Origin of the sequence: Tatumella terrea, assembly GCF_039523755.1 — a bacterium.
Lineage (GTDB): Bacteria > Pseudomonadota > Gammaproteobacteria > Enterobacterales > Enterobacteriaceae > Tatumella > Tatumella terrea.
In genome coordinates this window covers 54,429-75,112 of sequence record NZ_BAAAFX010000002.1, presented here as the reverse complement: position 1 = coordinate 75,112, position 20,684 = coordinate 54,429, and the positions used below count along the sequence as shown (strand labels likewise).

At 54.2% G+C, this 20,684-nt stretch carries 26 protein-coding genes; 6 read left to right on the top strand and 20 right to left on the bottom strand.

Annotated elements, in window-relative coordinates:
• Window positions 1-144: 144 nt before the first annotated feature.
• The 13 genes from ABD035_RS00405 to flgB form a co-directional block, all read right to left on the bottom strand.
• Window positions 145-1,008 carry a flagellin N-terminal helical domain-containing protein gene (locus tag ABD035_RS00405; protein WP_212714084.1) on the bottom strand — a complete coding sequence of 288 codons (864 nt, stop codon included), beginning with the start codon at window positions 1,006-1,008 and terminating at the stop codon, window positions 145-147.
• A 95-nt stretch (window positions 1,009-1,103) separates the two neighbouring features.
• Entirely contained in the window at window positions 1,104-2,126 is a 1,023-nt protein-coding gene (locus ABD035_RS00400) for a hypothetical protein (protein ID WP_343866782.1), read from the bottom strand.
• Window positions 2,127-2,128: 2 nt separating this feature from the next.
• Complete coding sequence (locus ABD035_RS00395) at window positions 2,129-3,040, bottom strand: flagellin N-terminal helical domain-containing protein (RefSeq protein WP_343866780.1); 912 nt, start codon at window positions 3,038-3,040, stop codon at window positions 2,129-2,131.
• A gap of 14 nt (window positions 3,041-3,054) precedes the next feature.
• Window positions 3,055-4,407: a flagellar hook-associated protein FlgK gene (gene flgK, locus ABD035_RS00390; RefSeq protein WP_343866778.1), complete on the bottom strand. Its 1,353-nt coding sequence runs from the start codon at window positions 4,405-4,407 to the stop codon at window positions 3,055-3,057.
• Window positions 4,404-4,778, bottom strand: coding sequence for a rod-binding protein (locus ABD035_RS00385; RefSeq protein ID WP_249213569.1), 375 nt, complete (start codon window positions 4,776-4,778; stop codon window positions 4,404-4,406). Before ABD035_RS00385 ends, flgK begins: the two co-directional genes overlap by 4 nt.
• Window positions 4,775-5,851 (bottom strand): flagellar basal body P-ring protein FlgI, encoded by a 1,077-nt coding sequence (locus ABD035_RS00380; protein WP_249213578.1) that lies wholly within the window; start codon window positions 5,849-5,851, stop codon window positions 4,775-4,777. The genes ABD035_RS00385 and ABD035_RS00380 overlap by 4 nt, the downstream gene beginning before the upstream one ends.
• 28 nt (window positions 5,852-5,879) lie before the next feature.
• A complete protein-coding gene (gene flgH, locus ABD035_RS00375; RefSeq protein ID WP_212714079.1) occupies window positions 5,880-6,548 on the bottom strand; it encodes a flagellar basal body L-ring protein FlgH in 669 nt (222 codons plus the stop codon).
• A 9-nt stretch (window positions 6,549-6,557) separates the two neighbouring features.
• Window positions 6,558-7,343 (bottom strand): flagellar basal-body rod protein FlgG, encoded by a 786-nt coding sequence (flgG, locus tag ABD035_RS00370; protein WP_212714078.1) that lies wholly within the window; start codon window positions 7,341-7,343, stop codon window positions 6,558-6,560.
• 27 nt (window positions 7,344-7,370) lie between these two features.
• Window positions 7,371-8,102: a flagellar basal-body rod protein FlgF gene (gene flgF, locus ABD035_RS00365; RefSeq protein ID WP_343866772.1), complete on the bottom strand. Its 732-nt coding sequence runs from the start codon at window positions 8,100-8,102 to the stop codon at window positions 7,371-7,373.
• On the bottom strand, window positions 8,102-8,872 hold the full coding sequence (locus ABD035_RS00360) for a flagellar hook-basal body complex protein (protein WP_212714076.1): 771 nt from the start codon (window positions 8,870-8,872) through the stop codon (window positions 8,102-8,104). The genes flgF and ABD035_RS00360 overlap by 1 nt, the downstream gene beginning before the upstream one ends.
• Window positions 8,873-8,905: 33 nt before the next feature.
• Entirely contained in the window at window positions 8,906-9,562 is a 657-nt protein-coding gene (locus ABD035_RS00355) for a flagellar hook capping FlgD N-terminal domain-containing protein (RefSeq protein WP_343866769.1), read from the bottom strand.
• The gene (flgC, locus tag ABD035_RS00350) at window positions 9,559-9,981 is read right to left on the bottom strand and encodes a flagellar basal body rod protein FlgC (RefSeq protein ID WP_343866767.1); all 423 of its coding nucleotides are present in this window, start codon (window positions 9,979-9,981) and stop codon (window positions 9,559-9,561) included. The genes ABD035_RS00355 and flgC overlap by 4 nt, the downstream gene beginning before the upstream one ends.
• Before the next feature lie 18 nt (window positions 9,982-9,999).
• A complete protein-coding gene (flgB, locus tag ABD035_RS00345) occupies window positions 10,000-10,347 on the bottom strand; it encodes a flagellar basal body rod protein FlgB (protein ID WP_343866765.1) in 348 nt (115 codons plus the stop codon).
• Between the two features lie 104 nt (window positions 10,348-10,451).
• Between flgB and flgA the strand changes: the two genes are divergently transcribed.
• The 3 genes from flgA (at window position 10,452) to ABD035_RS00330 (ending at window position 11,997) form a co-directional block, all read left to right on the top strand.
• Complete coding sequence (flgA, locus tag ABD035_RS00340; protein WP_343866763.1) at window positions 10,452-11,210, top strand: flagellar basal body P-ring formation chaperone FlgA; 759 nt, start codon at window positions 10,452-10,454, stop codon at window positions 11,208-11,210.
• A 65-nt stretch (window positions 11,211-11,275) separates the two neighbouring features.
• Window positions 11,276-11,554 (top strand): flagellar biosynthesis anti-sigma factor FlgM, encoded by a 279-nt coding sequence (gene flgM, locus ABD035_RS00335; RefSeq protein ID WP_212714071.1) that lies wholly within the window; start codon window positions 11,276-11,278, stop codon window positions 11,552-11,554.
• Window positions 11,551-11,997 (top strand): flagellar protein FlgN, encoded by a 447-nt coding sequence (locus ABD035_RS00330; RefSeq protein WP_343866761.1) that lies wholly within the window; start codon window positions 11,551-11,553, stop codon window positions 11,995-11,997. The genes flgM and ABD035_RS00330 overlap by 4 nt, the downstream gene beginning before the upstream one ends.
• On the opposite strand, the gene ABD035_RS00325 is transcribed toward ABD035_RS00330, so the two are convergent.
• From ABD035_RS00325 to ABD035_RS00295, 7 genes are read right to left on the bottom strand one after another with little or no spacing between them, the layout of a single operon-like run.
• A complete protein-coding gene (locus ABD035_RS00325) occupies window positions 11,994-12,413 on the bottom strand; it encodes a flagellar FliJ family protein (RefSeq protein WP_212714069.1) in 420 nt (139 codons plus the stop codon). The two genes, ABD035_RS00330 and ABD035_RS00325, sit on opposite strands and share 4 nt — an antisense overlap.
• Entirely contained in the window at window positions 12,410-13,732 is a 1,323-nt protein-coding gene (locus ABD035_RS00320) for a FliI/YscN family ATPase (protein ID WP_343866758.1), read from the bottom strand. Before ABD035_RS00320 ends, ABD035_RS00325 begins: the two co-directional genes overlap by 4 nt.
• The gene (locus ABD035_RS00315; protein ID WP_343866756.1) at window positions 13,729-14,400 is read right to left on the bottom strand and encodes a FliH/SctL family protein; all 672 of its coding nucleotides are present in this window, start codon (window positions 14,398-14,400) and stop codon (window positions 13,729-13,731) included. The genes ABD035_RS00320 and ABD035_RS00315 overlap by 4 nt, the downstream gene beginning before the upstream one ends.
• Window positions 14,401-14,412: 12 nt before the next feature.
• The gene (locus ABD035_RS00310) at window positions 14,413-15,444 is read right to left on the bottom strand and encodes a FliG C-terminal domain-containing protein (protein WP_343866754.1); all 1,032 of its coding nucleotides are present in this window, start codon (window positions 15,442-15,444) and stop codon (window positions 14,413-14,415) included.
• Window positions 15,419-16,993 carry a flagellar basal-body MS-ring/collar protein FliF gene (gene fliF / locus ABD035_RS00305; protein ID WP_343866752.1) on the bottom strand — a complete coding sequence of 525 codons (1,575 nt, stop codon included), beginning with the start codon at window positions 16,991-16,993 and terminating at the stop codon, window positions 15,419-15,421. The genes ABD035_RS00310 and fliF overlap by 26 nt, the downstream gene beginning before the upstream one ends.
• 12 nt (window positions 16,994-17,005) lie before the next feature.
• Entirely contained in the window at window positions 17,006-17,341 is a 336-nt protein-coding gene (fliE, locus tag ABD035_RS00300) for a flagellar hook-basal body complex protein FliE (RefSeq protein ID WP_212714064.1), read from the bottom strand.
• Window positions 17,342-17,361: 20 nt separating this feature from the next.
• Window positions 17,362-18,351, bottom strand: coding sequence for a sigma-54 interaction domain-containing protein (locus tag ABD035_RS00295; protein WP_343866748.1), 990 nt, complete (start codon window positions 18,349-18,351; stop codon window positions 17,362-17,364).
• 351 nt (window positions 18,352-18,702) lie between these two features.
• On the opposite strand from ABD035_RS00295, the gene ABD035_RS00290 reads away from it, so the two are divergent.
• From ABD035_RS00290 to fliP, 3 genes are read left to right on the top strand one after another with little or no spacing between them, the layout of a single operon-like run.
• Entirely contained in the window at window positions 18,703-19,554 is an 852-nt protein-coding gene (locus tag ABD035_RS00290; protein ID WP_343866746.1) for a FliM/FliN family flagellar motor switch protein, read from the top strand.
• Window positions 19,555-19,557: 3 nt separating this feature from the next.
• Complete coding sequence (locus ABD035_RS00285) at window positions 19,558-19,938, top strand: FliM/FliN family flagellar motor switch protein (protein ID WP_212714061.1); 381 nt, start codon at window positions 19,558-19,560, stop codon at window positions 19,936-19,938.
• The gene (fliP, locus tag ABD035_RS00280; protein WP_343866742.1) at window positions 19,935-20,684 is read left to right on the top strand and encodes a flagellar type III secretion system pore protein FliP; all 750 of its coding nucleotides are present in this window, start codon (window positions 19,935-19,937) and stop codon (window positions 20,682-20,684) included. The genes ABD035_RS00285 and fliP overlap by 4 nt, the downstream gene beginning before the upstream one ends.

The window sequence follows — 20,684 nt, the reverse complement described above, 5'->3', positions numbered from 1 at the left end:
GCAACCAGCTAAGCAATAAACATGCCAACAATTAACACCGCGCTACCGGTCGATGAGAGAACAACAAAGCGGAAAGAAACTTTCCGCTTTACCTGTCAGGAGGAAGGATTCCGGTCAATCCCGCGGGGATCCACCGGCGATCACTTAGCCCAGGATACTCATCACCAGGCTGGACATGCTGTTGGATTGTTTCAGCATGGAAGTACTGGTCTGTGCCAGCATCTGGCTGCGGGTCATGGTTGAAGCTTCAGAAGCAAAGTCCGCATCCTGGATGTTACCTAACGCCTGGTCGGTATTATCTTTCATGTTGGTCAGGTTCGCCGAGGCATGGCTTAACCCGTTAATAGAAGCACCGAACGCAGAGCGTAAGCTGGAAACGTTATCCAGCGCGGTGTTCAGGGTATCGATCAGGGCATTTGCATTCTTGGTACCATCGTCGCCGGAAACCGACGCGGTCGATAAGCCGGTGATGCTGGTCTGGACCGCACTCAGCTGGCTGCTGACATCGACACTGGTGGTTTCCCCTTGCTCAGAACCGGTCTGGAAGGTCATCGCCTGAGTCATTTTCGCCTTGGTACCATCGGCTTTAGCGGTAAACAGATTGTCACCCGCATACGAGGTGTTGCCCATAATGCTGCCCAACTCGGTATTCAGACTGGTCATCTCGGCATCGATGGCTTTACGGCTTTCTGCGGTGTTGGTATCACTCGCGCCCTGAGTCGCCAGGTCTTTCATGCGATACATGATGTTGCTGACTTCATCCATCGCACCTTCACCGGTTTGCAGCATGGTGGACGCATCAGAGATATTACGCTGAGCCACCGCCATTCCGTTGGTCTGACCCTGTAAACGGGTCGCTACCTGCAGGCCTGCCGCATCATCAGATGCCGAGTTGATACGCTTACCGGTGCCTAAACGCTCCATGGCACTGGACAGCGTGGAGTTGGCTTTTTGCAATGCATTACTGGCTGACATCGCGGATGAGTTTGTAAACAGTGTAATGGCCATCTGATGGCTCCTTTAAAAGTAGTAGTAACCTGATAACACTGAGTAAAAACGACCGCGTGATCCCGGAAATAAAGGGGGAATGAAAAAAAATTATTTTACCGGCTGTCCACCAGCTGACAGACCAGTGCCAGCGGCAGATTTGCCTGACAGGCCAGTGCCTGATTTAAGCCACGATACTCTCCACGGTAACCTGCAAGCTGCACACGTAAATGTTCGGCCAGTGATTGTGCTTTTGCCGCATCCAGTCGCGCCGGGCGCTGTTCCAGCTGATTGTCCACCTGCTGGCGTGAAGCATACAGTTTCTGTCGTTCATGCTGCAGGTGCCGCACGGCCTGTTCTGCCGTCAGCGTGATCGCACCGGGTTCGCCGGTCAGTAATGCCTGTAGCTGCTGTTCAAAACTGAGCAGCGGTTGCGGTTGCAGCAGGGTTAAACTGTCCGCCGGAAAACAGACACCACCTCCCCTGACCGCCCAATGGCTTAACAATGCCCAGCGGTCTTCCGGGACCGTAAACAGCAGGCGTTGCTCAGCAAGCTCATAGTGGCACCAGATGTGCGACTGACCCAGCACTCTGTTGAGTGCGAAAATACGTTGTGTCAGCGGCATCTCTGGCTCAATCACCAGCGAGGACCAGTGCCGGAAAGTCCCTTCGCCCAGCGCGAACGTAATGACTTCCCGTTGCTCCGTAAACAGTAACGCCTGTAATGGCGGGCACTGGAAAATCACCCGCGCCGGCCTGTCGAGGCACGGCTGGAAATTCCGGTCAATCGTGCCTCCCGTCAGCAGAGTACGTCGGGCCACCCACTGCCTTGCCCGCTGTAATTGCCGGTATCGTTTTTCACTGTCCAGCGGTCTGGCCAGCTGGCGCAGCGCCACCTCCGTTTCCCCGAGATAATCACTGGCGCGCTGTACTGCCGTAATTTGCTGGTTCAGTAAGGTATTGAAGCGTTGCGGATCCCGGCTGATCAGCAGTTCATCCGGGAAACGGCGCCCCCGGTGTGACGGCGGGAGTCCGTCGATAACATTTGTCGTCGTTGTCGCCGGGACGCTGCCCGGACGGGTACCGATATCACCGCTACGAAGGCGCCCCGGGGCGCCAGAGATAATGGGGGATAACATGATTACATTTCGTCAAATAAAGAGAACTGATTCATCAGACTGTACGCTTTACTGCTGTATTCCACAGTCTGTAACCAGGATTGCAGCTGTAAAGTCGTCTGTGCCGTATCGGTACTCTGTAAGCTACTTAATACTCCGCTATTGGCCGTAGTCAGATCGGTATAGACATTCGTCAGCCGGGTGAGCTGATTCTGCCGGGAACCAATTGAGGCCACCGCACTGCTGACCCTGTCCGAGATATCACTGCTTTGCTGGATCAAATCGCCGAGTGTTTCGCTGTCCGGCGACGCGTCACTGCCGGTCTGCGTCAGCGAGGTTTGTAAGGCGGAAAGCTGATTAAGGAAACCCATCCCATCCTCCCCGGAAGAAAACAGTGTGCCGACCGTGGTATTACCGGCGATCCATTGTTGCTGACCTACCTGAACAGACTGAGCCTGATCATTGCCCTGCCACTGATACTGACCATCCACCTTCACCACCGGCGGCTGCGTATTATTGGTCCCGGCGAACAGATAATGCCCGTTGGCATCCTGGCTGTTTAACAGGCTGACAATGCCGTCCGTCAGACTGCTAATCTGTGCCGCATATCCAGGGTTTTCGGCACCGGTATGCGAGGCATTATTCATGCTGCGGAACTGATCCTGCAGTGCCAGAACCTGGTTATTGATGCTGGTCAGCAAGGTTTCCTGACTGCTCAGTGAGCCCGTGACGGTGGTAATATTCTGCTGATACTGGGCGGTCACCGCTTGCTGCTGTGTTAATGCCGCGGTACGCGATGCATTCAGCGGATCCTCTGAAGGGAGTGACTGCTTCTGCTGGGTCGATAACTGATCTGAGAGTTTCTGGATCTGGCTGTTCCCGTTCTCCAGGGCAGATAACATCCACTGTGGCTGACTGAGGCTACTGATTCTCATACGATAGGTCTCCGTTAACTGAAGGCGTTCAGTAAATCAGCAAACAATTGATTACCCACCGTCATCACTTTCATATTGGCCTGGTAAGATTGTAAGTACGTTTGCAGATTAACCGCCTCTTCGTCCTTATTCACCCCGCTCAGATTGTCCCGTTGCTGCTGCCACTGGTCGTTCACGGCCGTGGCGGCGGTCAGCTGACTGCTGCTCTGACTGTTGGCCAGTGCCAGGCTACTGGTGATGCCGCTGGCCTGATCCGCTAAGCTGCTGCTCTGTGCCTGCCCGGTCGCTGTCTGCAGAGCCAGTAACGCCTGCAGATTATCGCCATTTGCCGGGCTGTCTTTACTTGCCGACAGCCCGAGTTCGCTGGCCTGTAACGCCGTTGTTTTTAAACTCATCACACCGCTGTCACTGGTTTCCACCGAGAACAGTGCGCCCCCGGATTGGCCGTTCAGGTCATACCCTTTGGCCAGGGTACTGTTCACCTGGTCGCTGACTGACTGCATTAATCCCGAGACCCGGGTTTGCAACGGTGAAAGGACCTGCTGTTGATAGTCATAGAGCGCGCCCAGTTGCCCGCCGACATTCTCCGTCACGGTGGAGGTCTGCTGGCCGATAGTGAGCCGGAGTTGCCGGACGCCCTGGTCATTCTGCACAGAAGTCGCGGTCGCCGCCTGGTCCCCGTCCACCAGCGTGGCACCATTGGCCGCCGTCAGGCGATAACTTCCTTCCGCTGTCTTCTCAACAGAAACTGACATCAGGCTACTGAGTGATTTGACTTGCTGATCCCGCTGGTCCTGCAGAGTATTACTCTCCGCACCGGAGCCAGCCCGCTGAATTTGCTTATTAAGCGCGGCTATCTCTGCAGAAATCTGTGTAATTTGTTGCGTTGCCGCACTCTGCTGGTCAGTGAGGCTGGATTGCTGCCCGGCCAGGGTTTCTGCCGTCTGTGACAACCCGGAGGCTACACCGGCGGCACTGCTCAGTAACTGCTGGCGATACGCCGTGGAGTCGGGCTGACTGGTCAGCGCACTCAATGAGTTAAAAAAGGTCGTCAGCAGCGTGCCGGGTTGTGTACTGTCCGTCGATATCACCTGCTCCAGGGAGGTCCCCCAGCTATTCATCGACTGATAATATCCTGCCGCCGTCTGGCTCTGCCACAGTGCCTGATTGATGTGCTGATCCGTGACCCGCGCGGCATCACTGGTTTTCACCCCGCTGCCGGTCTGAGAAACCACCGTTGCACTCTGGCTTACCTGCTGACGTGAATACCCTGCCGTCTGCTGGTTGGCAATATTCCCTGCCGCGACCGACAGTTGATTCTGTGCTGCCTGTGCTCCCTGGGAAGCAATAGTGAATAGGTTCATCATGCGTCTTTATCCGCCGTAGTCGTCTCTGTAATGACAGAACGACCCGGCGCTACCTTATCTGAAGGGGCGACGGCAGGTGATAGCTGTTTTACGATCATTTCAGCCAGCCCGGTCGAATGCGTTGCCGCTAATTCAGCACTGAGCTGATCATCATAAAAATCCCGCCACATCCCTTGCTGCTTACTGTCCAGCGGGGAGTCAGGGACCAGTGCCTGCGTCGCTTGCCGCATCTCTTTAATCATCTGCCGCAGAAACTGATTCTCAAATTGCTCTGCGGCCTGAGACAGGTTCTGAGGCTTACGCTGTGTCCCGATATCGCCGGGTAACAGCGCCTCAGTCAGCCCCGGACCGGAAGCCGGCATTAACTTCATATCACCACCAGCTCGGCATCGAGTGCCCCTGCTTCGTGAAGCGCCTGCAGTATTGACATAATATCGTCCGGGGAGGCACCTAGTCCATTTAAGGCATTCACAATACTTCTCAGTGTGGTCGCGGTCGGGATCACCACACTGTGGCCGCTGCCCTGGCTGACCCGTAATTCGCTTTGCGGGGTCACCGCCGTCCGGCCGCCACTGAGGGCCGACGGCTGGCTGACATTCGCCGACTCACGGATAGTCACCGTCAGGTTACCGTGAGAGACCGCCGCGGCGTGTACCACCACATTTTCGCCGATCACTACCGTGCCGGTACGTGAATTAAAGACCACCCGCGGTGACATCCGCCCTGGGGTGACCGAAACATCTTCAAGCGCAGACATAAACGCCACGCGGGCACCGGGACTGCGGGGGGCATTCACCGCGATGCGGGTCGCACTTTCCGCTGTGGCGGTTCCCTCACCAAAGGTCCCGTTCAGCGCATTCACAATATTATTAGCCGTCTTAAATTCCGGAAGATGAAGGCTCAGATACACCTTGTCATTACTCTGGAAGTCAGTCGGTATCTCTCGTTCGACCGTGGCTCCGTTAGGGATCAGGCCCGCCGTCGGAGTATTCACCGTAATACTCGAACCGCTATTCCCCTGTGCCTGGGTGCCGCCAACAACGACATTTCCCTGAGCCAGCGCATAAATTTCGCCATCAGCCCCCCGTAACTGCGCCAGAAGCAGGGTGCCGCCCCGCAGGCTTTTAGCATCCCCGATGGAAGAGACGGTGACATCAATCGCCTGCCCCCGGCTATATCCGGGAGGTAATACAGCGCTCACCGCTACCGCTGCCACATTTTTGACTTTAGGATCGACCTTCGCCGGCAGCTGCACACCGAACTGGCGCAACATATTCGTTACTGACTGGCTGGTAAATCGCACCTGGTTTTTATCGCCGGTGCCGTCCAGACCGACGACTAAGCTATAGCCGATCAGCTGATTTCCGCGGATACCTTCAACATCCACTAAATCGCCTAACCGTGCCGCACAGGCGGCATTCAGTCCGGTAAAAAACAGCATCATACTCAGCAGGATACGCATCGCTGACTCCTTACATCGGGAAGAGGGGATGGTTAAAGAAACGGGTTAACCAGCCGGCGCTGTTCGCATCACTCAGCGCACCCCGTCCCGCATAAGAAATACGGGCATTGGCAATACGTTGTGAATTCACCGAATTATCGCGATCGATATCATCCGCCCGGACCAGGCCGGTGACGCGGATATATTCATCCCCCTGGTTCAGGGTCAGCCATTTCTCGCCACGGATCACTAATACGCCATTCGGCAGCACACGATAGACCGCGACCGTAATATAGCCTTTCAGGCTGTTCTGCTGTTGAGAACTGCCGTTACCGTTAAACGTCCGGTCTCCGTCGACAGAGGCCGACAGGCTGTTTACCGAATGTCCGAACACATTCGGGATCCCGAATGTCGTATCATTCTTCTTATCAAATCCGGTTTTCGCCTGTTTGCTCGCCTGTGTCGCCTCATCCAGCTTAACCGTCAGAATATCCCCGACACGATAGGCCCGGCGATCCTGGGTCAGCGACCAGTTAAACCCTGAACTATATAACCCACCCCCATGAACCGCCGGCTCCGGGGCCATAATTTCATCCGGCGGAGCATAGGCTGCATCATCTTTTTTCACTAAATAGGGTGAGCTTTCACAACCCGTCAGTAAGCAACAGAGCCCCCAGAAAATAAGTAATGAATAGCGCATCCGTCGTTCCTATAGCGTCTGGGTCACAAACTTCAGCATGTCATCCGCCGCAGAGACCATCTTGGCATTCATCTCATACGCCCGTTGCACAGTGATCATGTCCACCATCTCCTCAACGACCTGTACGTTCGAGCCTTCCAGCGCCCCCTGCTCAAGCTGACCCAGGCCATCTTCTCCGGGGGTGCCTTCCGTCGCTTCACCACTGGCCGCCGTTGCCTGATACAGGTTATCGCCCTCGGCTTCCAGCCCGGCCGGGTTCATAAAATTCACCAGTGTCAGTTGCCCCAGCTCCTGCGGATCCGTTTCACCGGCGACGGTTGCCCTGACGGTGCCGTCTTTACCGATCTGAATATCTGTTGTATTCGCGGGGATCTCAATTTGTGGCTGTAACGGTAAGCCTTCCGCCGTGGTCAGGACACCATCCTGATTACGCTGGAAGTTCCCCGCGCGGGTATACCCGATGTCGCCATTGGCTAACTGCACCTGGAAGAACCCGTCCCCGGTGATCGCCACATCTAATTTCTGTCCCGTGTTCTGGATATTGCCCACACTGAACTCTTTCTGCGTGCCGACTATCTTTACCCCGGTACCGTACTGTGTGCCGGTCGGTGTCGTGTTCTGCTGATCCAGCGGACTGCCGGCAGAACGCTGGTTCTGATAGAAAAGATCGGCAAACAGGGTGCGATCCTTTTTAAACGCCGTGGTATTGACGTTTGCCAGGTTATTGGAAATGGTCGTCAGACGTGCATCCTGTGCACTTAATCCGGTTTTACTGATCCACAATGCAGGATTCATTATCGCTTCTCATGTTAACGCTGCAGATTAGCTGTTTCGCAACAGCTGATTGCCCGCCGACGCTAAGTCATCGGCGGTTTTCATCATTTTAATTTGCGCCTCAAACTGCCGGTTCACCGACATACTGGCGAGCATTTCACCGATGGCCGAAACGTTAGAACCTTCGAGGTGTCCGGAGACGACACGGACACCTTCATCTGCAGGATTATTACGCTGAGTGCTGACCAGCAGCCCTTGTTCATTTTTAGATAACGACGGGGCCGGGGGATCCACCAGTTTGAGACGATCGACATCGACGGGGGTGGTGTTACCGCTTTCCTGCGGAACAATAGAAATAATACCGTCCTGACCGATACTGACCGACGAAAACGGCGGCAGGATCACCGGCCCGTTATCCCCGGCGACCGGATACCCGTGAGCATACATTTGCCCCTGAGCATCAATCGTCAGTTGTCCGTCACGGGTATAGGCTTCGCCTTTTTCCGTCAGCACCGTCAGATAGCCCTGTCCCTGAATAGCCACATCCAGGTTCCGGCCGGTGGTCTGAATGGCACCGGCAGACAGATCGACCCCGGATGGCCTTTCGCTGTTCATCACCCGTGTTTCGCCGGGACTGGCCGATAAGGCTTGCTGCTGTGCTAACGCCAGATCAGCGCGAAAACCTTCGGTGTTAGCATTCGCCAGGTTATTGGCATGGATCTGCTGCTGTTGCTGAGCCACACTGGCCCCGCTGAGCGCGGTGTACAATAACCGGTCCATCAGATGGCCTGGAATAAAGCGGTGAACATGCTGCTATCGGTGCTGATCACTTTGGTATTGGCCTGATAGTTACGCTGAGCACTCATCAGGTTGACCAGTTCGCCGGTCAGATCCACGTTGGAGGATTCTAATGAACCGTTATGCAGGCTGCCCAGCACACCGCTTTGTGCGATACCAAACCGTGCTGCGCCGGACCCCCCGGTGGCGCTCCAGGTGGTGCCGTCTTCCGCCTGCAGTTGATCTTCATTCGGAAAACTCGCCAGTGCCACCTGACCTGCGGTGAGTTTTGAACCATCCGTATAGGTCGCCTGAACATTTCCCTGCTCATCCAGACTGACGCCACTCAGTTCACTGCCATTATTCGTCTGTGCCACCTGTAGGGGGGTGACGTTGCCCGTTGTCGCTCCGCCCTGGTACCCCTCATACTGTAAGCCGGTGTTATTGACCAGATAACCGTCTTTATCGACCTGGACGTAACCCGCGCGGCTGAATTTCTGGCTGCCATTGGAATCATGCAATACAAAGAAGCCCTTACCGCTGATCGCCATATCCAGGCTGCTGGAACTGCTCACTAATGACCCGTTCGCATCAACACTTTGCTGGGCGCCCTGGTCCAGTACACCGTTACCGGTGCCATTCACATAGAGTGCAGAAAAGTTCTCCCGTCCTGATTTGAAGCCGACAGTATCGGCATTGGCAATATTATTGGAAATCGTGTTTAGCTGGGCGCTGACCGCATTTAATCCACGAATAGCGATATTAAAACTCATGATCTGTTTTCCTCTGGTCGTCGATAAACCGCGTTAAGCCATGCTGAATTGTGTGATTGCGCTGTAACTGACATCCCCCAGCCCCTGAATATTCAGGATGGGATCACTGCCGGATAACGGGAAACGGACGGATTTGACCGTTCCTGCCAGTTCAGTGGTTAATCCGCTCTGGTCGTTATCCGTAGTGACACTCAGACTATAGGTGCCTGCAGGTAAGCCCGCGGCCGCAGGATCCAGAGTAAAGCTGACATCACCGGCCGCCGCAGATCCCAGAGACACCGGATACGCGTGACCGCTGCTGTCTGTCAGGGTCAGCGTGACCTGCGAAGCGGCATGGCTGAGGGTGGTCCGTCCGCTGATGGCGGTGGTTCCGTCCGTTGTCAGCGAGTCGGCCTGCACCATGACAGACTGCCCGGTCAGCGCACCAATGCTTTGTTTTTGCAGAGAACTGACCTGCCGGGACGTACCGGTCATCAGGCTGGTCATGCTGTCCATCGATTGCACCTGGCTCAGTTGCGCCAGCTGACTGACATATTCTTTACCATCCGTAGGATTGGTCGGATCCTGGTTCTGAATCTGAGCCACCAGCAGCTGTAAAAACATATCGCTGATCTGACTCCCGGCCCCGGACGTCGAAGCCGTTGTGCTGCCGGTGGTGCTGGCCGTCGTCGTGCTGGTATTAATATTCATGAGTTACCTTCTCCCAGTCTGAGCAGGCTTTGCTGCATACTTTTAATGTTACTCAGCACATCCACGTTGGTTTCAAAACTCCGGCTTGCCGACATCATATCGGCCATCTCATCCACCGTATTGACGTCGGGGTAATAGACATAGCCCTTCGCATCCGCCAGCGGATGATGAGGTTCATAGCGGGCAATGGCCCCCGGCCGTTCGGTGACGGCCGTCACGGCAACACTGGCAGATGCCCCGTCTGACGTCATTGACTGGTCAAGCACCGCGCTGAAGACCGGCTGGCGTGCTTTATAAACACTCTCTGCGGATCCCGCCGCAGTATCGGCATTGGCCAGATTGCTGGCTACCGTGTTCAGACGGATCATCTGCGCATTCATTGCAGAGCCCGCTATCTGATAGATGGCATTAAATCCCATGACCTGCTCTCCTGGCCGTTACTTACCTTCAATTGCACTCTTCAGGTTGCCGAATTGCATGTTTAAAAAGGTGAGACTCATCTGGAAGCTTTGGCTATTGCTGGCAAAGGCCGTTTGCTCGTTATGTAATTCGACCGTATTCCCGTCTGCACTCGCTTGCTGCGGGATCCGGTACAGGGCCTCAGCAACCTGTGGAAAGGCACTGCTTTGCTGACGTTGCATCTCTGCGGCAAAATCAATATCTTTAGCCTGGAAATCGGGCGTATCAGCATTCGCTAAGTTTGCACTTAAGATTTCGGCGCGTTGTAACCGTAGATCGATAGCCCGGGGGCTATTACCTAACGCCCGTTCGAAAGAGATACTCATCAGAATCCCGCCTGTGTTATTCAGAAACGTTGGCAGTCTTAATGCAATTTACGTGCCAGTCAGTAAAAAAATATTTTCAACATAAAATTCATAAGGTTAAAAGAATGCAGAGGCTGCAGAGGAAAGGAAACTTCCGCCCGGGCATCCGGGGATTTTCCTGTCTGTTGATGGCGACACTGACGGTGCTGTTACAGCAAACGGCTTACAGCGCCACCCTGCCGGAAACACAGGCGACGCAGTGGGTCGGACAGCACGTCCGGGCGTATGCCCGGCAGCAAGGCTGGCAGCAGGTCACCGTCCGGCCAAAGGTCACTTTTTTTACCGCAGAGAACCGGTTACGCCCCTGTCTTTCCGGACTCAGCTTTAGTGCGCCGGTGGAAAGTGCTCCGGTCACCCGTTTCCCGCTGCTGATTAGCTGTTCCGACCCGGCAGGCAACTGGAAGGTCAGGGCCGAAGCCACCGCCAGTATTACCCTGCAGGCCATTACCCCCTCAGACAACCTGCCAGCCGGAACGGTGCTGAGCCCGGACAATACACAAACCACGCAGATACAGCTGCAGCCCGGGCAACGGCCCGATATCCTGACACGCCCGGAAGATATTATGCAGATGGCGCTGAAACGTCCGCTAGCCGCGGGACAACCGGTGACGCTCAATCTGCTTAAAGCCCCTTTACTGATCCGCCGCGAACAGCCGATCACATTACTGATCCGCCAGCCCGATCTGGAACTTTCCGCCCCGGGGATTGCCCTGCAAAATGGTGTCAGGGGGGCGCTTATTAAGGTGAAAAACAGCAGCAGCGGCAGAGTGATTGTCGGCAAGGTGATCAATGAACAACAGGTCAGCGTCAGAGCGGCCGAATAAATGTCGTATTTACCCTTAATTTACGGCCGGTCCGCGTCGTTATAAGCAGGAAACGGAGATTATTTATGATAAAGCTGACATCTGTGACGCATAACGACAGGATTAATACCCCCGTTGTTGCTTCACAAGACAATGAAAAGGCGATTAAAACCTCAGCCCCGAAAGTCATGTCCGCCTCGACCGGGCAGACAATGATGGAAGCACGGCAGGCATTAGCAGCCATGCCGGAGGTGGATAGCGCGAAGGTCGCTGAAGTGAAAGCCGCCTTAAGCCGTGGTGAACTCACTGCAGACAGCGAAGGACTGGCCCGGTCTATGCTGAGTTTTTACCAGAGGTCTGAATGAGTAAGGCTGATTTGGTGCGCACGCTGTGCACTGAGCTGCTGGCAGACAGGCAACATCTGCACGCGATCAACGCGATATTATCGGCCCAGCGTCAGGCGATCCTGACCTATGCACAAGCGGATCTTGACCAACTGAATCAGCAGTTGATGCAACACTACCGGCAGTTACACCAGCATGCCCGGCAGCGCATGGCCGGTCTGCAGCAACTGGGTTTACCGGCAGCCCCGCAGGGCATGACGCAATTACTGGCACAACTGCCGGAAGCCGCCCGGCACCCGTTGCAATCCGCCTGGCAGGAAATAACAGAACAACTGCAGCAGTGTCAGCAGACTAACCACCACAATCAGCAACTCATTGAAATGCAGCATGATATTCTGCAAAACAGTCTCCCGGTTTCCGGTGAGGGACCGTCCTGGCTTTATCAGCCGGGCCAGCACGCTTAGGATTTTCGGGCAAAGCGGAGGGCGGCTAAGGCATCCGTACTCTTTTGCTCCTGCCGGCGTTGCTGCTGCAATTCGCTGCGGGCCAGTTCATGGCCATAGCTTTCCAGCCGCTTATACTGCAAATGACTCTCCAGTAACGCCGTTTGACGCCGGGCTAACTCCTGCTCTGCCGCAAGGTGCTGCTGCTGCTGCCAGCGGAGCAGGTGACGCAGTTCCCGGGCATAATTATCCTGATTCCGCAGGGCTAAGCCCTGCGTCACCGGTGTCATAGGCGACTGCAGAAACGACTGCAGGGTATGGATTTTGGACTGCATGCCCCGGAGCATGGCCTGCTGTTCATTGACCCGCTGCTGGCACTGTTGTAACTGCTGGCGGCGGAGGCGTTCCAGCGTCTTCAGCGGATCCGTCAGGCTCATTCCCCTGCCGTCCTGTGGGCCAGCGTCAGTAATTGCTGCCGGCTGTCAGAAAATGAACTCAGTTGCTGCTCTTCCTGTTGTAAAAACCGATGGAGAGCCGGTGATAGCTCTACCGCCAGATCCACCTCAGGATCGGCCCCTGCCACATAGCCCCCCAGAGCCATCATCGGCTTAATCTCTCTGAAGCGGGCATATTGCTGCTTAAGTTGCCTGGCGGCACGGCGGTGCTCTCCAGATGTCACCAGGCTCATACAGCGACTGACGGACTGACTGATATCAATGGCAGGGAAATGTCCGGCTTCTGCCAGCGTACGTGATAACACAATATGTCCGTCGAGTACGGCGCGCGCCGCATCGACGATCGGATCCTGCTGATCATCGCCTTCGGCAAGGACGGTATAAATGGCCGTCAGGCTCCCGGTCCCTTCACCGTTACCGGCGGCCTCCACCAGCCGCGGGATCAACGAAAAGACCGATGCCGGATACCCTTTGGTTGCCGGGGCTTCCCCCAGCGATAAGGCGATTTCACGCTGTGCCATGGCGTAACGTGTTAAAGAGTCAATCATCAGCAATACATGAAGGCCCTGATCACGGAAAAAAGCCGCCACTGAGTGACAAAGTTCTGTCGCTTTCAAACGCATTAACGGGCTTTCGTCGGCAGGCGCAACAATGACAATGGCTTTCTTCCGCCCCTGTTCACCCAGGGTATGGGTCAGGAATTCATTCACTTCACGACCCCGTTCACCGATCAGGCCGACCACCACGATTTCTGCTTCTGTTGCCCGGGCCATCATGCCCAGCAAAACACTTTTCCCGACCCCGCTCCCGGCCATCAGGCCGACGCGCTGACCACGCCCCAGGGTCAGGAAACCATTGATCGCCCGGACCCCGACATCCAGCGGGGCGCTGACCGGGGCACGCTTCAGTGCCGGCACGGCGGGAAGCTGACGGGGTAATATAAAGCCACCGCCGGCAGGGCCGGACTCATCGACCGGTTCGCCCAGTCCGTTGAAGACCCGACCTAACCACTCCTCACCGATCGGCAGACCGGCGGAATTTCCGGCAGGAAAGACGCGGGCACCACTGCGTAACCCCGAAGGATTCTGTAACGGCATCAGATAGGTCAGCTCACGGTTGAAACCCACCACTTCCGCAATCACTCTCTGCTGATGAGCGGTTTCGACTTCACAGCGCTGACCAATGGCTAACGGGCAGCCACTGACTTCCATCAGCGGCCCCGTGACCCGGCAGAGTTTGCCGGCATCCAGGCTCAGAGGAACGGCCGCCAGTGAGGCTAACGCGTGTTCCAGCCCCTTCACGAGTTCGGCTCTTGCAGGCTTTTTTCCAGCGTCGCCAGGCAGGTGTTCAGACGTTGCTGGCAACCGAGGTCAATCTGCTGTTCCGCCGTATCGATAAGACATTCGCCACGGGCCAGATCCGCAACCGCCTGTAAATTCCAGGTCGCTTGTTTTTCAGGGGCCAGTTTTACGATGGCGTCAAAATCGGCTTCAGCCACCCGTACCGCGAAGGATTGTTCACTGAGTTGCTCAGAAGCCAGTTTGTCTTCGATCAGTGAGAGTAACAGTTCCGGACGACTGGTAATTTCATGGCGGATCACCAGACCCGCAATCCGGGTGACCAGCGCGAGCGTGGCTTCATTTTGTTGCTTTTCGGCGCGGGCATACCAGGCCGTCAGCTGCTCTGCGGCCGCATCCAGCGGAGCACTGGCCTGCTGAAAAAGGGCCTGACTTTCTGCCAGTCCCTGTGCCCTGCCTTCGGCAAGGCCCTGCGCTTTCCCTTCGGCCATCCCCAGAGAAATCCCCTGTACCTTGCCTTCCTCCAGCCCCTGACGGTAGCCGTCGGCTTTCGCCTGTTCAAAAGCGGTTTCCCGGGCGGCCAGAGAGGCTGTTTCGGTCACAGGGGTGACGGCAGTGACCTCTTCTGGGCACAGCGCCGGAAAACGATAACGGCGGAAAGAGTGATCCATCCGGTGCTCCTGTTATTCGACGGTACGTTCAGCGTACATCTGGATCCTGATTTCACCCTCTTCGGCCAGCTGACGGAGAGTCCCCATAATGTCACGACGAACCTGCTCGATACGGCTCACCGGCACCGGCCCCAGCCGCGCAGAGGTCTGTTCCAGCTGGCCGATTTGCCGTTTTGGCATAATGCTGAAGATGGCATCACGTAATACCGGCTCGGCACCTTTCAGGGCAATGGCCCACTCTTCCAGCGGAATTTCATCAAACAGACGCTGTAATGTTTCTTCACTCTGCCGGCTCAGGATGAAGAATTCATACATCTGATCTTCCAGCGCTTTCACCAGTGAAGCATCCTGCTGTTTCAGCTGCTCCAGTAACTGATTCTGCTGCTCAGGCAGGCGGTTGATAATATTGGCAGCATGTTTTGCCCCGGTAATACGGGAGCCATGTTCAGAAATAATGGCAATGCCCCGCTCAATGAGCTTATCCAGTTCATCAATCACATCGCGGTTAATGTCATCCAGACGGGCTATCCTTAGCAGGATTTCATCCTGACGGGGCGCGGGTTGCATCGCCAGCACACCGGCCGCCACATCGGGCGGCAGAAAGGCCAGGAAGATGGCCTGCAGCTGAATGTGTTCCTGGCAGATCAGCGCAGAGAGCTGCGACGTATCCACCCATTGCAGGCGCGCCATCCGGTAACGGATAGCATCACCATAAATATGGTTCATCACGCTCATGGCAATTTCCGGCCCCAGTGACTTCTGCAGAATGTTTTGCAGGTAAATCCGGGACCCGCCATGGATACCGCTTTGCTGGCGATAATCATCAAAGAAGTGATTAAATGCCTGATGTGCCTGCGAAACTTTAACACCCTGTAAGCGTGCCATGGTTTCGCTCAGCAGGATCACCTCTTCGCGGGAGAGCTTCTGCATCACTTTTGACGCCGCATTTTCACCAATGCTCAGCAAAAGGATGGCCGCCTGCTCGAGACTGTTTCGTTGCCGGGTCAGCAAAGAGACGTTAGACGTTGTCGCGGGATCGGTCATTACTATTTATCCATTGTTTAATCACTTCAGCGATCCGATCGGTCTCATTCTCAGCAAGCTGCTGTAAATAAGCCACTTTATCTTCAATGCCCGAGGCGCGTGGCGGCAGCTCAGCTTCATTCTCAAACTGATGTCCGCTGGCCGACGCATTGCCATCGCCCTCGCCCATCGCAGGCCCGGTTCTGTCAGCATTTGTCTGTAATTGCTGCTTCCGTGCCATCATCCGCGGGCGGATCACCAGCACTATCATCAACAGGGCTAACAGGCCTATGCCTCCCCGGGTGACCCAGAACTGAATATCCGGTTGCTGCCACCAGGCAATCACAGGGACGGAAACCGCAGGCGGTGCAACAAAACTGAGCTTATCCAGTGATAACGTATCGCCACGTGCGCTATCAATACCCGCAGCATTCTCTAACAGGCTCTTTAACTGACCCAGCTGCGCCTCAGACATGCCCGCAATATTCCCGGCGGCGGCATTCAGTGCAACCGCCACCTGTAAGCGCGCCAGTTGCTGGTCAGGGTATTTAATGTGTCTGATTTGCCGGTCATACGTATATTTACGTTGTGTCTGGCTGTGATTTTGAGCCGTTTTCGCATTACTGTCAGGCTTACTTTCGGCAGGCGGACGGTTGCTTAACGTCCCGGGCACCCCGGAGGCCGTGGGCAGGACAGTGTTATCACTGTTGAGCTGTTCTTCCAGGACTCTGGGTTCCCCTTGCAATACCTCATCCGTCTCTTCCGATTTACGTAAATCCAGGGCCGGCATCACGGTGACACGATAATTATCATGACCCACCGCAGAGTCGAGCAGTTGCGTCAGGTTTCGGGTGACGGGCCGGGCGACCGCCTGCAGCAAGTCATCCGACACCGACGGATCATCACCGGCCTCATTCAGCAAGGCACCGGTTTGATCGACCACGTGGACATTGGCTGCGAGTAACCCGGGCACACTGCCCGCCACGAGCTGGGTGATCGCACGCACCTGGGCCGCGGTTAAGCGGACACCTGCGGACAGCGTGAGCACCACCGAGGCGCTGCTAGGAGGTTGGCTGGAGAGTACAAAGCCGCTTTCCGCCTGGATCCCCAGATGCACACGGGCCTCTTCGACCCCCTCAATGGACATGATACTGCGGGCCAGCTCCCCCTCCAGTCCCCGCTGATAACGGATATTCTGGATATACTGGCTTGCGCCAAGGATTTCATCCTTATCCATCAGTTCGAACCCCGGGGCGACCACAGGCTGAATATTTTTACCGGCCAGTACCATCCGGGCGCGGGCCAGCAGATCATCGGCCACCAGAATCTGTCCGTTATCCGGGTTAATACGGAAATCAATATGTTCGCTGGCCAGCGCGCTGGCGACGGCATCCGCAGGGACTTTCTGATGAACGCCATATAAGGGAACATAGTGGGACTGACCACGCCAGAGAACAGCAACAATCAGTAGACTGAGCACTGCGCCCAGGGTCGCGAGTACCCAGGGCTTTTTAATGGTATCGATGGGAAACTGACGCCGGGAAAACCAGCTTTGTAACGAATTAAGCACGATGGCTCCGAATTAAAGAGGGGTATTTAGCAGATCATCCAGCGCACTCGTCAGCTTGTTCCGTACCTGCAGGAGGGCGGAAAAACTGATATTCGCTTTCTGGCTGGCGACCATCGCACCGGCCAGATCATCACTTTGCCCGGCATTTAAGGCCTGCTGTCGGGACGCGGCATCCAGTTGCAGTTGGTTCACCTGTGAAACTGATTGCGACAATACCGACTGAAAACTGTTTTCCTGAGACATTGCCGGAAGGAACGCCCCCTCGTCTGCAGCAATCACCGGCGCAACATCACTAAGGCCTGAGGCCGGTACCGCTGTCGACAACGATACGAAAGGATCTAAAACCATGATCTCGTCATTCCTGATACTTATATACTTAATCCGGCCTGACGCATTGACGTCAGACGATAACGTAATGCCCGCGGGGTGATCCCCAGTTTTTTGGCGGTCAGTGTTTTATTTCCTTCACACTGCTCCAGCAGATCGAGGATATATTGCTGCTCTACCTGTTTACCCATCTGGCGGATTGAGGGAGTATTCTGTGGCTGCAATCCCCTCACCGGGGAGGTCGCGGAAGCCGGCAGGCCGAGATCAGCCAGCGTTAATTTTCCCTGCTGACACAGAATTAACCCGCATTGAATTTTATTTTCCAGCTCACGGACATTTCCGGGCCAGTCGTAGTCCAGTAACGCCTGACGTACCTGAGGTGACAACTCGGCTTCAGCGGCTGAAAAAGCGCGATATTTCTTTAAAAAGCAGGTGACGAGGGGCAGGATATCTTCCCGTCGCTCACGTAACGGAGCAATGGTCAGAGGTAATACCGCCAGCCGGTAGAACAGGTCCTGTCTGAAACGTCCTTCAGCCACGGCGGTGGGTAAATGCTGATGAGTGGCCGCAATAATCCTGACCGACAATTTAATACGGCGGGTACTTCCCAGACGTTCAACTTCCTGTTCCTGCAATACCCGTAATAATTTGGCCTGTAATGAGAGAGGCATATCACCAATTTCATCCAGTAATAATGTGCCGCCGTTTGCCTGCTCAAATTTACCGGGCATCGATTGTACTGCCCCGGTGAATGCCCCTTTTTCATAGCCGAATAAGGTCGCCTCCAGCAGGCTGTCAGGAATAGCGGCGCAGTTAACACCAATATAGGGCGCTGAGTTAAGCGTTCCGAATTGCTGGCGATGAATATAACGCGCAATACACTCTTTTCCTGTGCCTGATTCACCATAAATTAATACGGGTACAGCGACTCTGGCCATTTTTTCGGCCATGCGCAGAGTTTCCATACTCCTGGCAGAGTATGAAATAAGATCAGCATCAGCAGTATTTATCCCTGAAGAATAAGTACTCATTGATATTTCCCGGAAGTAATGTGAATTTTTATTTAAATTTTTTAAAAAACCGGCGTCATGACACCAGTTCCATTAACATCGCTAATAAGCAATGCTCAGATAACTCTTGTTTTTATTTAATCTAACCTATCGGTGGAATTTCTGAAACCCCTGATATATCTATAGATTATCGGTTACAGGTCACTCAGAAAACAGAGATGCCCATCCCTCAGAGAAATAAACAGAAAATTCTCATTTAAATCTAAACAAATCCCTTGCAACTGGCAACCAATATCTCATAAGATTCCAAAAATTTCCGGCCTAATGCTAAGTATAACTAATCAGATACTGCATGCAGACACTGGGCAACCCATGGTTCTTTGCAAAAACATTTTAAAAAAGCTTAACATCGACCCGAAGGATACTATTCTGCCTTTAGGGGTGAGTCAGTTGGGAAAACCCTGGCATAAGCTGGCTGAACACATTAATAAAAATTATGATAATTTCGATGCTGCCTTAAGCCGTTATTTTCTGAATAAGTTCAGGGTCAATACTTCGCTGGCTAATATTAACTTCACTATTGAAGAGAATAAAAAATGCCATCAAATATATTCCTGTACTGCGGGAAAAATAGCCTTTGAAATTGATCGTGTCCTGTTACTGAATTTATTACATGACTTTTATGGGGTCAGCGACACCCCCGCGACAGACAATGACGCCGAAATCACTCAGACCGAGAAACGCTTACAGGAACGTCTCGGTGATGAGATCTGCAAAATATTTCTGACGCCGGAAGTGACCGGTCACGATCTGTCGGTTAAACCCGTACATAATCAGCAGCACAGTCATTGGGCCTGGTGTCTTTCGTTCCGGTTACGGGGTTATCAACAGGGTGCCATCACCTTACGTTTTGACCATTCCCTGATCGATCAGATACTGAGCACATTACGTAATGAACCTGAGCCGGGGGAGGCGAATCCTTTTTCTGAAGCCCGCCTGGAGCAGCAGTTACGTCGTCTTCCTTTCACGCTAAACGCTCAGTTAGTGTGTATGGAAACCACCCTGGAAAAATTATTACATCTGCAAGTGGATGATGTGTTACCCGTTTTCCTTAATGACTCCGTTCCCGTCACACTCGGCGATGAAGTGTTATTTCATGCCAAAGTCTCTGAACATCAGGGGCAACTCGTCCTGTCAGAATTTATTGATCATTACACCGGATAAATAATGAATTACGAAGATAATAAAACACCGTCGGCTTTTTCTCTGGATGATCTTAATTTCGATGAGTTATCCGCCACGGCGACGGAGCAGAACGTCGCGGCAGACCCGCAGCAACGGCAGGAAGAAAACCGTAAACGCCAGTTATTTAACCGTATTCCGTTGACCCTGACGCTGGAAGTGGCTTCGGTCAGCGTCTCTCTGGCCGACCTGTTAGCGGTGGATAAAAATACGGTCATTGAATTGAATAAAATGGCCGGTGAGCCACTGGACTTAAAAGTTAACGGTGTTTTGTTTGGAAAAGCAGAAGTTGTCGTGGTGAATGATAAATATGGTTTACGTATTATCGAATTTACCGGCCAGCAGTTAAGTGACCTGACCTCATGAATATCTGCCGTTACTGGCGACAATTCTGCGCCGGTTTACTGATGATAGTGACGCCTTGTCTGACGGCAGCGGAGCCGGGTCTGACATTATTCAGTACCCGCACTGAGCAGGGCGGGCAGAGCTATAGCGTCAATATTGAAATACTGATCCTGATGACCTTACTCGGTTTACTGCCGGTAATGGTACTGATGATGACGAGTTTCACCCGCTTTATTATTGTATTAGCCATATTGCGTCAGGCGCTGGGGTTACAACAAACCCCACCCAATAAAGTGCTGACCGGGATTGCGCTCTGTCTGACGCTGCTGGTGATGCGTCCGGTATGGATGACGATGAATCAGGAGGCGCTGATCCCCTATCAGTCAGGGAAAATCTCGCTGAATGAGGCCCTGCACCAGGCCAGCCAGCCACTGAAAAAATTTATGCTGGCGCAGACCAGTAAAACAGCCATGAGTCAGATCATGACGATTGCGCACGTCACCGGCGATCCCGCAGACCAGGACCTGACCATCATTACGCCTGCGTATTTACTCAGTGAGTTAAAGACGGCCTTTCAGATTGGTTTTATGATCTATCTGCCGTTTCTGGTCATCGACTTAATTGTCTCCAGCATATTGATGGCCATGGGCATGATGATGCTTTCACCGATGGTGGTGTCTCTGCCGTTCAAATTACTGCTGTTTGTCTTATGTGATGGCTGGTCACTGATCACCGGAACACTGACCCAAAGTATTCAGGGTTTTTAA

Coding starts and splice junctions, on each gene's coding strand:
- ABD035_RS00285 (WP_212714061.1), top strand. CDS start 19,558: ATGAATTACGAAGATAATAAAACACCGTCGGCTTTTTCTCTGGATGAT.
- ABD035_RS00395 (WP_343866780.1), bottom strand. CDS start 3,040: ATGAGAATCAGTAGCCTCAGTCAGCCACAGTGGATGTTATCTGCCCTG.
- flgG (WP_212714078.1), bottom strand. CDS start 7,343: ATGAATCCTGCATTGTGGATCAGTAAAACCGGATTAAGTGCACAGGAT.
- ABD035_RS00290 (WP_343866746.1), top strand. CDS start 18,703: ATGGTTCTTTGCAAAAACATTTTAAAAAAGCTTAACATCGACCCGAAG.
- ABD035_RS00330 (WP_343866761.1), top strand. CDS start 11,551: ATGAGTAAGGCTGATTTGGTGCGCACGCTGTGCACTGAGCTGCTGGCA.
- ABD035_RS00405 (WP_212714084.1), bottom strand. CDS start 1,008: ATGGCCATTACACTGTTTACAAACTCATCCGCGATGTCAGCCAGTAAT.
- flgH (WP_212714079.1), bottom strand. CDS start 6,548: ATGCGCTATTCATTACTTATTTTCTGGGGGCTCTGTTGCTTACTGACG.
- ABD035_RS00400 (WP_343866782.1), bottom strand. CDS start 2,126: ATGTTATCCCCCATTATCTCTGGCGCCCCGGGGCGCCTTCGTAGCGGT.
- ABD035_RS00310 (WP_343866754.1), bottom strand. CDS start 15,444: ATGACCGATCCCGCGACAACGTCTAACGTCTCTTTGCTGACCCGGCAA.
- ABD035_RS00355 (WP_343866769.1), bottom strand. CDS start 9,562: ATGAATATTAATACCAGCACGACGACGGCCAGCACCACCGGCAGCACA.
- ABD035_RS00360 (WP_212714076.1), bottom strand. CDS start 8,872: ATGAGTTTTAATATCGCTATTCGTGGATTAAATGCGGTCAGCGCCCAG.
- ABD035_RS00325 (WP_212714069.1), bottom strand. CDS start 12,413: ATGAGCCTGACGGATCCGCTGAAGACGCTGGAACGCCTCCGCCGCCAG.
- ABD035_RS00295 (WP_343866748.1), bottom strand. CDS start 18,351: ATGAGTACTTATTCTTCAGGGATAAATACTGCTGATGCTGATCTTATT.
- flgM (WP_212714071.1), top strand. CDS start 11,276: ATGATAAAGCTGACATCTGTGACGCATAACGACAGGATTAATACCCCC.
- flgA (WP_343866763.1), top strand. CDS start 10,452: ATGCAGAGGCTGCAGAGGAAAGGAAACTTCCGCCCGGGCATCCGGGGA.
- ABD035_RS00380 (WP_249213578.1), bottom strand. CDS start 5,851: ATGATGCTGTTTTTTACCGGACTGAATGCCGCCTGTGCGGCACGGTTA.
- ABD035_RS00385 (WP_249213569.1), bottom strand. CDS start 4,778: ATGAAGTTAATGCCGGCTTCCGGTCCGGGGCTGACTGAGGCGCTGTTA.
- ABD035_RS00315 (WP_343866756.1), bottom strand. CDS start 14,400: ATGGATCACTCTTTCCGCCGTTATCGTTTTCCGGCGCTGTGCCCAGAA.
- flgK (WP_343866778.1), bottom strand. CDS start 4,407: ATGATGAACCTATTCACTATTGCTTCCCAGGGAGCACAGGCAGCACAG.
- fliE (WP_212714064.1), bottom strand. CDS start 17,341: ATGGTTTTAGATCCTTTCGTATCGTTGTCGACAGCGGTACCGGCCTCA.
- flgC (WP_343866767.1), bottom strand. CDS start 9,981: ATGGGATTTAATGCCATCTATCAGATAGCGGGCTCTGCAATGAATGCG.
- fliP (WP_343866742.1), top strand. CDS start 19,935: ATGAATATCTGCCGTTACTGGCGACAATTCTGCGCCGGTTTACTGATG.
- flgF (WP_343866772.1), bottom strand. CDS start 8,102: ATGGACCGGTTATTGTACACCGCGCTCAGCGGGGCCAGTGTGGCTCAG.
- flgB (WP_343866765.1), bottom strand. CDS start 10,347: ATGAGTATCTCTTTCGAACGGGCGTTAGGTAATAGCCCCCGGGCTATC.